Here is a 12,943-nt window from a genome sequence, read left to right on the forward strand (position 1 = left end):
TTGCGATTGTCCCAGCATAGGCGGCCGGGTCGGATGCCCAAGTTACAAGTGCGGCCGGTATGAATGTTAATGTTGTTTCCTGTAGAGGCAAACAGGTGGATATCTCTAAAAATCTCCTCCTTTTCGGCTATTCCTGTTTCACTCCTGCATTCGTGATGCGGCGGGAGCGATGATGCGAGGACAGCCGCGTTTCTTTGATCTGGACGGGCGTTGCCAACGGCTCAGTGCGGTTGGTGATCCCCTTGCGAGGCACAACAGTATTATACCCATCCCCTAGCTGGTGTTTGAAAAGCCGTTGGCGAAAGGACAACGCCGCCTCGACGGTCTCGTCCGACAGCGCCTACCGACCCAAGACCAGCTAGGAATGGTTGCGCGACAACGGGGTGAAGTCGGACATCCACCAGCGAAAGCCTAAGGTCAAGCCCATGCCAGAAACAATGTCGCGGGCAAACGGGCGACGATCAAAGATCATCTCCGCTGTCGAGCATGTCTTTGTGCGGAAGAAGGACAAGATTAAGCTATTCGTCAGGACTTTCGGCATCGGCAGGGCCAGGGTGTAGATCGGTATGGCCAATATCGCCACAACATGCTCCAATACGCCTTCCATAAAGGCCGCCGTCTGGCCCCAGTCGCCCCGTAAGGGGCAGGAATACCAAAATCAGCCCCCTCAAAAATCGCAACGCAACGGCGGGACTCAGGTCGTCTCCCCCAATGCTATAAACGGAGCAAATCGAGGGGCCTAGGTGGCCGCACCAGCGTTCGAGGAACGCTGACAGCCGATGAATGGCCAGATGCGGGTTTATCGTGCAACGGCTTTCGTCTCGCGCGATAGCCATGAAGTGCGCCTCGATCCGGCCTTCCAGCGTAGCGGGCATGTATGCGGACTGCGTCTCTTCCATTACGGGCATTTGCGGACATTCTATGGTCATGGAGACACCTGTTTCCAGAGAGTAGGGTCTACCTATCACGACGCGTCGGTTCGCTCTCGAGCCTTTGGTTTCACGGTTAAGCGCTGATTGTCCGTTTCGCTACTGTAAATTGCATGCGGGGATTTGTGGATCGTCTGCCATCGGGGTGTCGACGGCGCCCGCGGCTTCCCGTGGTTTGCCATAAAGCCCGATATGTTCATCCCCCCAGCTTTTCAGCGCCAGAAGGATGGGGGCCATGGAGTGGCCAAGCGGAGAGAGCGAGTACTCCACCTTGGGAGGCACCTGGGCATAAACCTTCCGCACGATCAGACCGTCTTCCTCCAGCTCCCGCAATTGGTTGGTCAACATGCGAGGGGTGACATGGGCGAGCTGTCGGCGCAGCTGGTTGAAGCGCAGGGTGCCGGCGAGCAAATGGAAAAGGACGACCGATTTCCATTTTCCGTCGATAAGCCCGATCGCCGCCTCCACCGAACAGCCGGGGCTGCAATCAAATCGGGAATGCCGAACCTTGGCCATTACGGTATCCTTTTTGATACTATATGCGTTCTTTGTGCGTATTGCTCATTTTGAAGCCTAGATCCATTTTGGAAGCATGACAACCGCAATGGAGCACAGCATGAAAGCCGTCGGATACAGAACCGCAGGAGCGATCGACCGTGGGGATGCCCTGGAAGATGTGGATCTTCCCGTACCGGAGCCGAAAGGGCGGGAATTGCTCGTGAAAATCTCCGCCGTCTCGGTCAATCCGGTCGATACGAAAATCCGGCAAGCGGTCTCGCCGGCGGACGGTGCGTGGCGGATCCTCGGCTGGGATGCCGTTGGGCGTGTCGTGAAGACGGGACCCGATGCCCGGAATTTTGCCCCGGGAGACCAGGTCTTTTATGCGGGATCTCTGCCCCGCCCCGGCGCTAACAGTGAGTTTCATGTGGTAGACGAACGCATCGTCGGCCGTAAACCGCAAAGCCTGACCGATGCGGAAGCTGCTGCCATTCCCCTGACCGCAATCACCGCCTGGGAAATGCTTTTTGATCGACTCGAGATCCGCAAGCCGGTGCCAGGTGCCGCCCCGGCCATTCTCATCATTGGCGGAGCTGGCGGCGTGGGTTCCGTGGCCATCCAGCTGGTCCGCGCCTTGACCGATCTCACCGTCATCGCCACGGCGTCAAGGCCGGAAACCCGGGCTTGGGTGGAAGATCTCGGCGCCCATCATGTGGTGGATCATGGCCGGCCGCTCGCCGAACAGGTTCAGGCGCTCGGCCTTGGGGCCCCCGCCTTTGTCTTCTCGACCAACGATACGCAACGCCACCTTCCGGACATTGCGGCCCTGATCGCTCCCCAGGGGAGGTTCGGCCTGATCGACGACCCGGCCGTGCTGGATGTGGTCGGTTTCAAACGGAAATCGGTTTCTATCCATTGGGAGCTGATGTTCACACGCTCCCTGTTCGAAACGCAGGACATGGACCAGCAGGGCGTTCTCTTGAACGACGTCGCCCGGCTGCTGGATGAAGGGCAGCTTCGCACCACGCTGACCGAGGTGCTGTCTCCGATCAATGCATCCAATCTCAAGAAGGCGCATGCCTGGATCGAAAGCGGAAAGGCAAAAGGCAAGATTGTGCTGGAGGGGTTCTGATCGTCCGGAACGGGCTGATCCGACAGCCTGGACTGTCCGCTGAGGGACGCGCGTGCGTGGACCGGACAGACACCGGCCACTTGGTTCGGCCTTTAACGGCTGTAGGTGCCGGACATTTTCGTGCTGAGATGATTGAAGGTCGTACCCACCTGCCCGCCCAGCAGAGAGCCGCCGGTAATCAGGGCTATACAGACAAGAGAGGCCATCAGGGCATATTCGATAGCCATGGTGCCTTGTGCGTTTGTCAACAGGCGGTAAATCAATCGAAGCAAGGGTCACTCCGTTCAATTCCGTTTGCCGTCGTGGATACCTTTGAAGATCGTTTCGAGATGTGGCGCGGCGGCGTGATGCGCCTGCCATTGATGCGGTCGGGCTGGCCGAATGGCGCAGCCCGACCGTCTCCCTGGTATAGTCAATTACCTCGCAGCGGCGCCGCCGCCGCCAGCGCCAAGCGCCATCTTCGTGTTAAGGTTGGAGAAGGTCGTGCTGAGATTGCCGCCGATCGATTGCGCGCCCGCAACCATAGCGACGGAAATCAAGGCGGCGATCAGGCCATATTCAATGGCGGTCGCGCCGGATTCATTCTTGAAAATGCGGAAAATACGGGAAAGCACATCAGACATTTATAGCTCCATTATTTGAGCGGGTTCCGGAGAACAACGCGCCGTCAGACAAGATACTAATATTCTTGAATTAGAATCAAAGAAAGTGACGATTGAAGACGTGGTTAATCTTTGGTAAGCGTCCGCGCCTTTGGGCAATTCATAAAAAAAAAGCGGCAGAAGCCCGCCGCAGTCTGTTCGATAACAAGGGGAGGCCGGATGCTTCCTATGCCCCCATGCTGCCGATCGCCCGGTCCAGGTGGGTGTAGCCGCCATCCGGGAAAATCCATTGTCCCGTCGTATGGCTTGCCCGGTCGGAGAGCAGGAAGGCGGCTGTATCGGCAATTTCCCGTGCCGTCGTCATCCTCTGCCCCAGCGGAATGCGCTGTGTGATGCTCTCGAGCGTGGCTTCGGGATCCGGAAGCGTATCGAGCCATCGCCGGTAGAGCGGGGTCATGACCTCGGCCACCACGATGGCGTTGACGCGCACGCCATGCGGCAGAAATTCCACCGCCCATTCGCGGGTCAAGCCGAGTTGCGCTGCCTTCGCGGCCACATAGGCGGACGTGCCACCCTGGCCGGTAACGGCGGTCTTGGAGGTGATGTTGACTATCGCGCCACGGCTTTTCTTGAGCGGTTCGGCGAGCAGGTGCACCATCATGTAGTAATGGACCAGATTCTGGTCGAGGCTCGCCCGGAAGGCTTGCGGTCCTGCGCGCACGCCGACGCCATCGTTGGCGCCGGCATTGTTGATGAGCCCGTGTACGGCCCCGTGCCGGTCCAGAACCGTTTGGATGGCTTTGCGGCAGGCATCGTCATCTGAAAGCTCGGCCGGAATGAAATCGGCGCCGGTTTTTCTCAGCCAGTCTGCCTCCGGCGCCCGGCGGGCGACAATGACCGGCCTTGCCCCTTCTTCCGCCAGCACTTCCGTGATCCCGGCGCCGATCCCTGAGCCGCCGCCGGTGACAAGGATGACCTTGTCTTTCAGATGAAGATCCATCACGCCCCCCGGAAACGGTAGGTTTCGATGCTCTCCGCCTTCATCTGGATGGAAAAGCCGGGAAGTTTCGGCGGCATATAGGCCGCGTTTTGGATGTCGCAGGGGTCGATGAAATGCTCATGCAGATGATCCACATATTCGATCACCCGGCCTTCGCGGGTGCCGGCGATCCAGATGTAATCGATCATCGACATATGCTGCACATATTCGCACAGTCCGACCCCACCCGCATGCGGGCAGACCTTCAACCCATGCTTGGCCGCCATCAGCATCACCGCGAGCACCTCGTTCAGCCCGCCGAGCCGGCAGGAATCGATCTGCACCACATCGATCGCGCCGCGCATGATGAACTGTTTGAACATGATGCGGTTCTGGCACATTTCGCCGGTCGCGACCTGCACGGGCAGGATGCCCTCGCGGATCTTGCGGTGGCCTTCCACATCATCGGGGCTGGTGGGCTCCTCGATGAACCAGGGCTTGACGAAGGCGAGCTTGTTGACCCATTCGATGGCCTGATCCACCTCCCAGACCTGGTTGGCATCGATCATGAGATTGATGTCCGGGCCTACTTCGTCGCGCGCGATCGTCAGGCGGCGAATGTCGTCGGCGAGATCGCGGCCGACCTTCATCTTGAGATATTTGAAGCCCGCATCTACCGCCTCGCGGCAGAGCCGGCGCAGTTTCGCATCGTCATAGCCGAGCCAGCCCGCAGACGTCGTGTAGCAGGGATAGCCCTCGCGCTTCAGCGTCTCGATGCGCTCCGCTTTCGTCTTCGCCTTCTCGGTCAGGTATTCGAGCGCCCATTCCGGCGTGATGCAATCGGTGAGATAACGGAAGTCGATGCAACGTACGAGTTCTTCCGGCGACATGTCCGCGACGAGTTGCCAGACCGGCTTGCCCTCGATTTTCGCCCAGAGATCCCAGACCGCATTCACCACCGCGCCCGTCGCCAGATGGATCGCGCCCTTGTCCGGCCCGATCCAGCGCAACTGGCTGTCGGAGGTGATGTGCCGCCAGAAACGGCCCATGTCCTCTGCCACCCAGCCCATGTCCAGCCCGACGACCAGGGGTTTCAGCGCCTCGATGGCGGCGATGCAGATCTCGTTGCCGCGTCCGATCGTAAAGGTCAGACCATGCCCCTCATGCGGGCTGTCCGTCTCCAGGATGACATAGGCCGCGGAGTAATCCGGATCCGGATTCATCGCATCCGAACCGTCCAGATGCTGGCTGGTGGGAAAGCGCACATCCGCCGTGCGCAGGCCGGTAATCTTGGTCATGCCTTCACCACTTTCTGAGTCTGCACGCCAAGGCCCTCAATGCCGAGACGCATGGTTTCTCCACCCTTGAGATAGGTCGGCGGCTTCTGTCCGAGGCCGACGCCCGGAGGCGTGCCGGTCGAAATCACGTCACCGGGCTGCAGCGACAGGAACCGGCTGAGATAGCTGATGATGTGGGGCACGGAGAAGATCATGGTGGCAGTCGAGCCGTCCTGATAGCGCTTGCCGTCCACTTCCAGCCACATGTGCAGATTGCCGACGTCCTTCACCTCGTCCGCCGTGACGAGCCAGGGGCCGATGGGCCCGAATGTGTCGCAGCCCTTGCCCTTGTCCCAGGTGCCGCCGCGCTCGATCTGCCATTCCCGTTCGGAAACATCGTTGACGACGCAATATCCGGCCACATGGGAGAGGGCGTCCTTCTCCTCGATATATTTGCCGCCCTTGCCGATTACCACGCCCAGTTCCACTTCCCAGTCGGTCTTCACCGAGCCGCGCGGTATTTCGACGTCATCGTCCGGGCCGCAGATGGCGGACGTCCACTTGTTGAAGACGACGGGTTCGGAGGGGATCGGCAGGTTGCTCTCGGCCGCATGGTCCGCGTAGTTGAGGCCGATGCAGATGAACTTGCCCACCCGTCCGACGCAGGCGCCGATACGGGGCGAGCCGGACACAACGGGCAGGCTGGAGGCGTCGATTGCGGCAAGACGTTTCAGACCCTCGGGCGTGAGCACGTCACCGGCTATGTCCTCCACCTGGCCGGAAAGATCCCTGATTTGCCCTTCGCCATCGAGAAGGCCGGGTTTTTCCTGGCCCACCGGGCCGTAGCGTAGCAGTTTCATCCTGTCCTCGTTTTTCTGGTTCCGACCGGAAAATCCCTCCGGCGGGTGGGTCTGCTGCGGTTGCCCGGGTCGCGATTCTGGGCGACCTCAGGCGGGAATATCGTAGAAGCGGCGGGCATTGCCGCCAAGAATGGCGCTACGCTCGGACCCGTTCAGCGAAGAAAGCAAGGTCTCGGTCAGGGCCTGCCATCGCTGGTAAGATGCGGCAAGCGTCAGGACCGGCCAGTCGCTGCCCCAGATCAACCGTTCCGGTCCGAACCACTCCACAAGCCGGTCGAAGAGGTGCCGGAGCCGCGGCACGGGATCGTCAAGCTCTTCCGGCGATAGTTCCGTGAGCAGGCCGGAAAGCTTGCAATGAATGCGCGCGTCCCCGGCGAGCCCCCTCATGCCCGCTTCCCATTCGGTCAGGTCGCCCGGCTGCGGCTTGGCGCCATGATCGATCACGATGGGAAGGTCCGGATGGCGGTCGGCAAACCGCGCAAGAGGCACAAGATGCCGCGTGGTGACGAGGGCATCGAAGCGGAGGCCCAGGCAAATGAGGGCCTCGATGGCGTCGGGCCTGGGTTCCGTCAGGATCCAGTCGCTGTCGGAAATGTCCTGCAGCATCGGGCGAATGCCCTTCAGCAGCGGATGGGACGCCCTGTTCGCCAGCAGGCTGGCCGCATCGGCCGCCGTCAGGTCGACCCAGCCAACCACGCCCGCAATCCGTTTGTCGGCGGCGCCGAGAGACAGGAGAAAATCGGTTTCGGCCACGCTTGCGGCCGCCTGCACGACGATCAGCCGCGCATCGTTGCCCGGATAGTCGGGTGGCAGGAAATCCCGCCGGATCGGCTCAAGGGGGCCACCGCTGCCCGCGAGCCAGTCATAATCTCCCCGGGCGAGCTGCCAGAAGTGACAATGCGCATCCACAACCTGCATCGCTGCCTCCCTTGTCTGCGAGCGGGCCGGTCAGATCGTCACGCCGCCGTCGACGAGCATGGCCTGCCCGGAGACGAAGCGGCTTTCGTCCGAGAGAAGATAGACCACCAGGGGGGTGATATCGTCTACCGTCGCGAGCCGGCCCATGGGCTGGCGGGCGATGAAATCTTTCTCCGCCTGGATCGGATCGGCGGACGCGGCAATCCGGCCGCGGAGGCTCGGCGTGTCCACGGTTCCCGGGCAAAGCGCGTTGCAGCGGATGCCCTGCCGGACATAATCGGCGGCAATGGCCTTGGTCAGCCCGATCACGGCGCCCTTCGTTGCGCCATAAGCGGTGCGGTTCGGGAAGCCTTTGATGGAAGAGGCCATCGAGGCCATGTTGAGGATGGAGGCGGTTCCGGTCTCCGCAGCCCGTTTCAGCAGGCCCGGAAGGCAGGCACGGGTCAGCCGCACCATCGAGGTGACGTTGAGGGACAGGGCAAAGTCCCAGTCCTGGTCTGTCAGGTCGAGAAGGGCGCCGTTATGGACCACGCCCGCGCAATTGAAGAGACCGTCCAGCGGCCCGGCACGCTCCGCCATCGCCTCGATGGCCTGCGGATCGGTAACATCGAGCACGGCCGTGTCCATTCCCGTCAAGCCGTCCAGAAGGCTTTCGTTGACGTCGGTCGCGATCACTTTCGCGCCTTCCGCTGCAAGGGCAATCGCGCTTGCTCGCCCCATGCCCTGGCCTGCCGCCGTGACGAGAATAGTCTTTCCCTTGAGCCGCACGAAAAGCCTCCCCGCTTCCTTGTTGGTTTCTATATGAACAAAATATTCACATATGAACTCTTGACGCAAGCGGATTCTTGCTGTGGAGTTGAGGAACCGGCTGAGAAGAGGCGGGGGGACCGAATGGGAGGTGACGTGGATATTCGCCAGGACATGGACGAGGAGAATGCGCCGGTCGATCGTTACCGGGCGCCGGCGCTCGACAAGGGTCTGGATATTCTCGAAGTGCTTTCCGGCGAGCCCCAAGGTCTGACACGGGCGGAAATCGTCAAGGAGTTGGGTCTCGGCCCGTCGCAGATCTACCGCATGCTGGAGCGTCTCGTGGCGCGGGGTTATGTGGCGCGCATCGCAGGCGACCGCTATGCCCTGACCATGAAACTCTTTCTGCTGGCGACCCGCCATCCGCCGCTCCGGCGGCTGATGGCCCAGGCGCAACCGCTGATGGACGAGTTCGCAAGGGACATGCGCCAGTCCTGCCATCTGGTGGTGCCGGAACAAGGGGCGGCCGTGGTCGTTGCACAGGCGAGCCCGCCGGGTCACTGGGAGTTTCGGGCGCGCGTCGGTGGCCAGCTCGATCTGTTTGCGACCGGTTCTGGTCTGGCCCTGCTTGCCTTCCAGCATCCGGATCGTATCCGGGAAACGCTGGGGCTTTGGGGCGTGCGGCAAGCGACGAGAAAGCTGAAGGATGTCGCCGCCGAACTGGATGCGGTCCGCGAGGCCGGTATCCGCATCGCGCCCTCGGGGCAGCTGGTCGGCGTGACCGATATCAGTGTGCCGGTGCGGGCGCCGGGCGGCGATGCGGCGGGCGTGCTCACCTGTGCCTATATCGAGCACCCCGAGGAGCTGGGTACCGATTTTCGCAACAAGGCCACGGATAGGCTGGTGCGCGTGGCCACGGAATTGTCGACGGCGTTCTGAGTGTGTGCGGCAGATAACAATGCCGTTGACGCAGTATGAAATAAATTGATAATTGACTTATGAGAAATTTGAGGCATTAATTGGTGCAAAATGCCTCAAAATGAAGTTTTGCCCCGGTTCGGGGTGGCTGGCGCTGACAGGGGCGACAGAGAATGTGGGGAATGATCTGCGAGGCAAGAGGAGCGCCGCCGCAGGTCTTGTGAGATGCCGGCCCCCGGGCTGGCTGTGGCTGAGGAGGAGGAAGATATCGGCGCACCCTGGTGGTCGGTGCCGATGTCTTCGAGAGGAGAGCCCATGGGAGAAACAGTTGGACGGATGGATGCCGTCGGCGCGTCTGGCGCCGGTCAGGTCGCGCCGATGCTGGCCCTTTCGGGCGTGGAGAAATCCTTTCCCGGTGTCAAGGCGTTGCGGGGGGTGGATTTCACCCTGCATGCGGGGGAGGTTCATGCCCTGATGGGCGAGAACGGCGCCGGCAAGTCGACGCTGATGAAGATCATTACGGGTGTCTACCAGCCGGATGCGGGCGAAATGCTGGTCGATGGGCAGGCCGTGGCCGTGCCGGACCCGCGCGCCGCCCAGGCGCTCGGCATCTCCATCATCCATCAGGAGCTGTTCCTGATGAACCATCTGACGGCGGCGCAGAACATTTTCATCGGCCGCGAACCGCGAAAGGGCTTCGGCCTTTTCGTCGACGAGGCGAAGATGCGCGCGGATGCGGCCGCGCTTTTCCGGCGGATGAAGGTGGATATCGACCCCGATGTGGAGGTGGGTACGCTGACCGTTGCCCGTCAGCAGCTGGTGGAAATCGCCAAGGCCCTGTCCTTCAACTCCCGGGTCCTGATCATGGACGAGCCGACATCGGCACTGAACGAGACCGAGGTCGAGCATCTCTTCGCCATCATCGGGGACCTGAAGCGGCAGGGTGTCGGCATCGTCTACATCACCCACAAGATGGACGAGGTGAAGCGCATCGCCGACCGGGTCACCGTCATGCGAGACGGGCAGTACATCGACACGCTGCCGGCTGCCACCACCGATATGGCGACGATCATCTCGCTGATGGTCGGCCGTGAGCTTGCCGACAGCACGCGCGCCGAGGGGCAGGGTTCGCAAGAGACCGTTCTGTCGGTCAAGGGATTGAACCGCGGCAAGGTGATCCGCAATGTCACTTTCGATCTGAAGCGGGGAGAAATACTCGGCTTTGCCGGGCTGATGGGTGCAGGTCGCACCGAGGTTGCCCGCGCGATCTTCGGCGCCGATCCGATCGACAGCGGCGAGATCGAGATTCACGGCAAGCGGGAAGCCATCGCCACGCCGAAGGATGCCGTACGGCTCGGGCTCGCCTATCTCAGCGAGGACCGCAAGCATTTCGGTCTGGTGACCGGCATGTCGGTCGGCGACAACATCACCATGGCCTCCTGGCCGCGCTTTCTGAAGGGCGGCTTTTTCATGGATGACGCCCGCATGCGGGAGGCGTCGAAGGATTATGTCGCGCGGCTCAAGGTCAAGACGCCGACCATCTTCCAGGAGACGAAGCTGCTTTCCGGCGGCAACCAGCAAAAGGTGGTCATTGCAAAATGGCTGCTGCGCGACTGCGACATCCTGATTTTCGATGAACCGACCCGTGGCATCGACATCGGCGCCAAGGCGGAGATCTACAAATTGCTGCAGGGGCTGGCGGAACAGGGCAAGGCGATCATCGTGATCTCCTCCGAACTGCCGGAAGTCCTGCGCCTCTCGCACCGCATTCTCGTGATGTGCGAGGGACGCATCACCGGGGAACTGGACGGCCGTACCGCAACCCAGGAATCGATCATGCACCTGGCCACCCTGCGCCAGCCGATTGCCGCCGAATAAGGAACACCGAGATGACCGACGCCGTAATCGAACAACCCGGGGCAAAGAGGAACGGGCTTTTCAGCACCGCTGCGCTGCAAAAGGGCGTGGCCTTCGTGGTGCTGGTGGCGCTGTTGGCTTTCTTCAGCATCTTCACGGAGAATTTCGCCGCCTGGAACAACATGGTCAACATCATGCAGGCCACCGCCGTCAACGGCGTGCTGGGCGTGGCGGTCACCTTCGTCATCATCGCGGGCGGTATCGATCTTGCAGTCGGCACCATGATGACCATGACCGCTGTGGCCGCCGGTCTGGTCTTGACCAATGCGGGCCTCCCGCTCCCCTTCGGCATTCTCGGCGCGGTCGCCGCCGGCGCCCTGATGGGCGGTACGTCCGGCACGATCATCGCCAAGCTGAAGATTCCGCCGTTCATCGCCACCCTCGGCATGATGCAGATCTCGCGCGGGCTCGCGCTGGTCTTTTCGGGCGCAAAGCCGATCTATTTCAATTCGACGCCGAGCTACAAATACCTGTCTCCGGAAAGCTCTATCAGCGCGATCATCCCCGGCCTCGAAATCCCGAACGGCGTCTTCATCATGTTCGGCATCGCCGTGCTCGCCTCGATCGTGCTCAACCGCTCGCTTTTCGGCCGTTACGTCTTCGCGCTCGGCAGCAACGAAGAGGCCGCCCGCCTTTCGGGTGTCAATGTCGATTTCTGGAAGATCGTCACCTATGCCCTGTCCGGGGCGATCTGCGGCGTGGCCGGACTTCTTATCTCCTCGCGGCTGAATTCGGCCCAACCGGCGCTTGGCCTCGGTTACGAGCTGGACGCCATCGCCGCGGTCGTCATCGGCGGCACGTCGCTGTCGGGCGGCCGGGGCACGATCCTCGGTACCATCATCGGCGCCTTCATCATGAGCGTTCTCACCAATGGCCTGCGCATCATGGGTGTGCAGGAAGAATGGAAGATCGTCGTGACCGGCGTCATCATCATCGTCGCGGTATTCGTCGACATCATGTTGCGAAGGAGAGCCTGACCGACGGGGGGAGCCGTCATTTCCAAACCAGAGAGGAACGCCGCATTTTTCAAGGCGGCACAGAATTTCAACCAAGGGAGTGAGACATGAAGAAGATCTTGACTGCAACCGTGTTCGCGCTGAGCGCCTTCACCATGCATTCCGGCGCCCAGGCGGCCGACACCTATTTCCCGATCATTGCCAAGGGCTTCAGCCACCAGTTCTGGCAGGCCGTGAAGGCCGGTGCCGAACAGGCCGCCAAGGACCAGGGTGTGACCATCACCTTCGAAGGCCCGAACACCGAAGCCGAAATCGACAAGCAGACCGACATTCTGAACGCGGCGATCGCCAAAAAGCCGCAGGGCCTCGGCTTTGCCGCGCTCGATAGCCAGGCCCAGGTTCCTGCGCTCCAGAAGGCCGCCGATGCCGGCATTCCGATCGTCGCCTTCGACTCGGGCGTCGACAGCGACCTGCCGCTCACCACCTGCACCACCGACAACGTGAATGCAGCCGGTGCGGCCGCCGACAAGATGGCCGAAGCCATCGGCGGAGAAGGCAAGATCGCCGCCGAAATCCACGACCAGACCTCCGCGACCGGTATCGGCCGCCGCGATGGCTTCCTGAACCGGATCAAGGAAAAATATCCGAAGATCGAAGTGGTCGAAGTCCAGTATGCCAATGATGCCCTGAAGGCTGCTGACGATATCAAGGCGATGCTGCAGGCGCATCCGGACATCAAGGGCATCTTTGCCTCCAACGAAGGCGCGGCCATCGGCCTGTCCGTGGCCATCAAGGAGACCGGCGCAAAGATCGTCGGGATCGGCTACGATTCGGGCAAGACCCAGAAGGACGCCATCATGGATGGCACTCTCTATGGCTCCATCACCCAGAACCCCGTCGGCATCGGCCAGTGCGTGGTGAACTCGCTTGCCAAGGCCATCAAGGGCGAGAAGCTGGAGAAGGTCATCGACACCGGCTACTACTGGTATGACAAGACCAACATCACCGACCCCAAGGTCGCTGCTGTTCTCTATGATTGATCTCTGATCGATCGCGAAGCGCCCCTCTCTGAGACCTCCCAAGGTGGGGAGGGGCGTTTCTTGCCGCCTTGGGGCGATGGGAATGTCGGCTCTTCCGCCGGCATCCCCATCGCCCCAATTTTTTGCCACATAAAGTGAGGTAAATTGGTGATAAAAAGATGCATTATTTA

The 12,943-nt window shown here is 61.2% G+C and carries 14 protein-coding genes; 5 read left to right on the top strand and 9 right to left on the bottom strand.

Annotation, left to right across the window (positions count from 1 at the left end; genetic code table 11):
• Positions 1 to 358 precede the first annotated feature (358 nt).
• Positions 359 to 607 carry a hypothetical protein gene (locus ACT54B_RS08005; RefSeq protein ID WP_476044123.1) on the bottom strand — a complete coding sequence of 83 codons (249 nt, stop codon included), beginning with the start codon at positions 605 to 607 and terminating at the stop codon, positions 359 to 361.
• Positions 608 to 1,028: 421 nt separating this feature from the next.
• Positions 1,029 to 1,445, bottom strand: coding sequence for a winged helix-turn-helix transcriptional regulator (locus ACT54B_RS08010; protein WP_476044124.1), 417 nt, complete (start codon positions 1,443 to 1,445; stop codon positions 1,029 to 1,031).
• A 100-nt stretch (positions 1,446 to 1,545) separates the two neighbouring features.
• Here ACT54B_RS08010 and ACT54B_RS08015 point away from each other — a divergent pair, with 100 nt between their 5' ends.
• Positions 1,546 to 2,559: a zinc-binding alcohol dehydrogenase family protein gene (locus ACT54B_RS08015; protein WP_476044125.1), complete on the top strand. Its 1,014-nt coding sequence runs from the start codon at positions 1,546 to 1,548 to the stop codon at positions 2,557 to 2,559.
• A 92-nt stretch (positions 2,560 to 2,651) separates the two neighbouring features.
• Here ACT54B_RS08015 and ACT54B_RS08020 read toward each other — a convergent pair whose 3' ends face one another.
• The 7 genes from ACT54B_RS08020 to ACT54B_RS08050 all read right to left on the bottom strand — a co-directional run bounded on the left by ACT54B_RS08020 (position 2,652) and on the right by ACT54B_RS08050 (position 7,963).
• Positions 2,652 to 2,831: a Flp family type IVb pilin gene (locus ACT54B_RS08020; protein WP_476044126.1), complete on the bottom strand. Its 180-nt coding sequence runs from the start codon at positions 2,829 to 2,831 to the stop codon at positions 2,652 to 2,654.
• Positions 2,832 to 2,975: 144 nt separating this feature from the next.
• A complete protein-coding gene (locus tag ACT54B_RS08025; RefSeq protein ID WP_476044127.1) occupies positions 2,976 to 3,182 on the bottom strand; it encodes a Flp family type IVb pilin in 207 nt (68 codons plus the stop codon).
• Positions 3,183 to 3,387: 205 nt separating this feature from the next.
• Positions 3,388 to 4,161 (bottom strand): L-fucose dehydrogenase, encoded by a 774-nt coding sequence (locus tag ACT54B_RS08030; protein ID WP_476044128.1) that lies wholly within the window; start codon positions 4,159 to 4,161, stop codon positions 3,388 to 3,390.
• Positions 4,161 to 5,438, bottom strand: coding sequence for an L-fuconate dehydratase (locus ACT54B_RS08035; protein ID WP_476044129.1), 1,278 nt, complete (start codon positions 5,436 to 5,438; stop codon positions 4,161 to 4,163). The genes ACT54B_RS08030 and ACT54B_RS08035 overlap by 1 nt, the downstream gene beginning before the upstream one ends.
• Complete coding sequence (locus tag ACT54B_RS08040) at positions 5,435 to 6,277, bottom strand: ureidoglycolate lyase (RefSeq protein ID WP_476044130.1); 843 nt, start codon at positions 6,275 to 6,277, stop codon at positions 5,435 to 5,437. Before ACT54B_RS08040 ends, ACT54B_RS08035 begins: the two co-directional genes overlap by 4 nt.
• An 87-nt stretch (positions 6,278 to 6,364) precedes the next feature.
• Entirely contained in the window at positions 6,365 to 7,195 is an 831-nt protein-coding gene (locus tag ACT54B_RS08045; protein WP_476044131.1) for an amidohydrolase family protein, read from the bottom strand.
• A 30-nt stretch (positions 7,196 to 7,225) separates the two neighbouring features.
• On the bottom strand, positions 7,226 to 7,963 hold the full coding sequence (locus tag ACT54B_RS08050; RefSeq protein WP_476044132.1) for an SDR family oxidoreductase: 738 nt from the start codon (positions 7,961 to 7,963) through the stop codon (positions 7,226 to 7,228).
• 135 nt (positions 7,964 to 8,098) lie between these two features.
• Between ACT54B_RS08050 and ACT54B_RS08055 the strand changes: the two genes are divergently transcribed.
• The 4 genes from ACT54B_RS08055 to ACT54B_RS08070 all read left to right on the top strand — a co-directional run bounded on the left by ACT54B_RS08055 (position 8,099) and on the right by ACT54B_RS08070 (position 12,773).
• Positions 8,099 to 8,881 (top strand): IclR family transcriptional regulator, encoded by a 783-nt coding sequence (locus ACT54B_RS08055; RefSeq protein WP_476044133.1) that lies wholly within the window; start codon positions 8,099 to 8,101, stop codon positions 8,879 to 8,881.
• 315 nt (positions 8,882 to 9,196) lie between these two features.
• On the top strand, positions 9,197 to 10,738 hold the full coding sequence (locus ACT54B_RS08060; RefSeq protein WP_476044804.1) for a sugar ABC transporter ATP-binding protein: 1,542 nt from the start codon (positions 9,197 to 9,199) through the stop codon (positions 10,736 to 10,738).
• An 11-nt stretch (positions 10,739 to 10,749) separates the two neighbouring features.
• Positions 10,750 to 11,754, top strand: a complete 1,005-nt coding sequence (locus ACT54B_RS08065) for an ABC transporter permease (protein WP_476044134.1) — start codon at positions 10,750 to 10,752, stop codon at positions 11,752 to 11,754.
• Positions 11,755 to 11,840: 86 nt separating this feature from the next.
• On the top strand, positions 11,841 to 12,773 hold the full coding sequence (locus ACT54B_RS08070) for a substrate-binding domain-containing protein (protein ID WP_476044135.1): 933 nt from the start codon (positions 11,841 to 11,843) through the stop codon (positions 12,771 to 12,773).
• Positions 12,774 to 12,943 lie beyond the last annotated feature (170 nt).

The sequence above is a fragment of the Gellertiella sp. DMC107 genome (genome assembly GCF_056313605.1).

Bases quoted from the DNA above. Each gene is read 5' to 3' on its own strand.
- ACT54B_RS08060 (WP_476044804.1), top strand. From the start codon at position 9,197: ATGGATGCCGTCGGCGCGTCTGGCGCCGGTCAGGTCGCGCCGATGCTG.
- ACT54B_RS08065 (WP_476044134.1), top strand. From the start codon at position 10,750: ATGACCGACGCCGTAATCGAACAACCCGGGGCAAAGAGGAACGGGCTT.
- ACT54B_RS08070 (WP_476044135.1), top strand. From the start codon at position 11,841: ATGAAGAAGATCTTGACTGCAACCGTGTTCGCGCTGAGCGCCTTCACC.
- ACT54B_RS08005 (WP_476044123.1), bottom strand. From the start codon at position 607: ATGGAAGGCGTATTGGAGCATGTTGTGGCGATATTGGCCATACCGATC.
- ACT54B_RS08030 (WP_476044128.1), bottom strand. From the start codon at position 4,161: ATGGATCTTCATCTGAAAGACAAGGTCATCCTTGTCACCGGCGGCGGC.
- ACT54B_RS08035 (WP_476044129.1), bottom strand. From the start codon at position 5,438: ATGACCAAGATTACCGGCCTGCGCACGGCGGATGTGCGCTTTCCCACC.
- ACT54B_RS08015 (WP_476044125.1), top strand. From the start codon at position 1,546: ATGAAAGCCGTCGGATACAGAACCGCAGGAGCGATCGACCGTGGGGAT.
- ACT54B_RS08040 (WP_476044130.1), bottom strand. From the start codon at position 6,277: ATGAAACTGCTACGCTACGGCCCGGTGGGCCAGGAAAAACCCGGCCTT.
- ACT54B_RS08045 (WP_476044131.1), bottom strand. From the start codon at position 7,195: ATGCAGGTTGTGGATGCGCATTGTCACTTCTGGCAGCTCGCCCGGGGA.
- ACT54B_RS08010 (WP_476044124.1), bottom strand. From the start codon at position 1,445: ATGGCCAAGGTTCGGCATTCCCGATTTGATTGCAGCCCCGGCTGTTCG.
- ACT54B_RS08025 (WP_476044127.1), bottom strand. From the start codon at position 3,182: ATGTCTGATGTGCTTTCCCGTATTTTCCGCATTTTCAAGAATGAATCC.